The organism is Bifidobacterium sp. A11, assembly GCF_000499185.1.
Taxonomy (GTDB): domain Bacteria; phylum Actinomycetota; class Actinomycetes; order Actinomycetales; family Bifidobacteriaceae; genus Bombiscardovia; species Bombiscardovia mizhiensis.
This window is the reverse complement of record NZ_AWUO01000029.1, coordinates 1-1542: the sequence shown is the minus strand read 5'-3', so window position 1 is coordinate 1542 and position 1542 is coordinate 1. Positions and strand designations below refer to the sequence as shown.

Genomic DNA, 1542 nt, shown 5'->3' with positions numbered 1-1542 from the left:
CCTGCCGGCCCTTGGCCGGCAGGGGCAGGATTACCTGATGGCGTCCTCGCCCTCGCCCCAGTAGGGGTAGGGCTGGTAGCCGTAGCCGTAATCAAGCCCGGCGGCCATCCATATCGTGTTGCTGACGGTGATGGTGCCCTGCTCGCCGGGGATGGGGGTGCCGGGGGTGAGCCAGTCGAGGCGGCCGGTCTGGTCGATGGAGGCGAAACAGCCTTCCGTGCCTTGGCTGAGGTCGGCCCCCTGCTCCCACGCGGCGATGGCGTTGCGGCTGTCGCATTGGTGGGGGCCGTGGCTGTACCGGCGGCTTATGCCGTTGTGGGCCATGTACCCGTGCCGGCCGTCGCGGCTCCATGCGAACGGGTGGGTGTTGTGCTCGGAGACGGGGCCGTTGGTGGCCAGCCGGAAGTGCATGAGCACGGGCATGCGGGCCAGGGCGGCCCGGTTGCGGATGATGAAGCCCAGGGTCTTGTCGTTGTCGGGATTGCGGTACCTGTGGAGCTTGCGGCCGTCGAACCAGGCGACGCCCGCCCCGTCGGGGTTGGCGTCGCTCATTTGGGCGAGCTGGAGACTGCTCGGCATGGCGCCGGCCCCGGCGGTGCAGATGACACACATGCTCAGACCACCGCCTTTCCGCGGGCCGATGCGGGCACCGCGTCGGCCCAGGCGGTGCGGCTGGCGGCCTTGATGTCCTCCTCGCTCAGGCCGTTGGGGTGGCGTTGGAACAGCCGCCACATGGTCTTTATCCACTTGATGGCCGGGAGGAGTTGTTCGGCGCTGTCGGCGTTCCACGGGCCGAACGTCCTGAGCTCGATGGTGTCGTCGTGGTCGTCGTTGACGGCCACTTCTTTGCCGTGGTAGTAGTCGGTGAACCGGCACCACCGGTTCTGCTCGGGGTCAGCGTGCCGCATGTTCAGCCATGCGGCCCGGTTCGCGTCCAGCCCGTCCAGGGCGCACGCCCAATCGGCGGCGTACTGGCCGCTGGCGCGGCTGATGTGGATGTGGCCGCCGGCGTGCTCCTGGCTTTTCAGGGGCCTGATTCCGGCTATCAGGCGGTGGAGCCTTGAGAGGGTCTGCGGGTCGGTGTCCAGCGGCTGGGTCTGGTATTCCCACCCGTCCCGGTCAAGGCTCCCGTCCGCGCACCATCCGGCTATCAGGTCGTTGCGGGTGATGGCTTCGTGGTCGTGCGGGCCGTCGACCTCGATTTCAAGGCCGATGGTCAGGTGCTCGTCGCCGGGGATGTCCTGATAGGGGTCTTCGTACTCGGGGGCGAGGCTGTCCGTCTCGTGGGCGTAGCAGGCCGGGCACCACTGGCCCTCCGCGTATGGGGGGCAGTCCGCGCAATCATCGCACAGGGGGCCTGCGCATGACTCGCACCGTGTGGAGCATTGGAGGCAGAAGGTCTCCCCGCATCCGACGCAATGGACGGCGCACAGGCGGCATAGGGGGGTGTGGCACCGGTGGCACCGGCCGACCAGAGGCCGGGTGGGCGACATGCAGTATCCGCAGTGGGCGGCTTCCGGACAGGGTTCGTCGCTTGGGTTG

2 protein-coding genes are annotated in these 1542 nt (G+C 68.5%); both read right to left on the bottom strand.

All coding sequences use genetic code 11. The annotated features are described in order from the left end of the window. Nucleotides 1-30: 30 nt before the first annotated feature. On the bottom strand, nt 31-612 hold the full coding sequence (locus tag P273_RS0109135) for a class II glutamine amidotransferase (RefSeq protein WP_024628124.1): 582 nt from the start codon (nt 610-612) through the stop codon (nt 31-33). Nucleotides 613-614: 2 nt separating this feature from the next. Beyond that, on the bottom strand, nt 615-1542 hold a 928-nt coding region (locus P273_RS0109130), incomplete at its 5' end, for a hypothetical protein (RefSeq protein WP_172637278.1).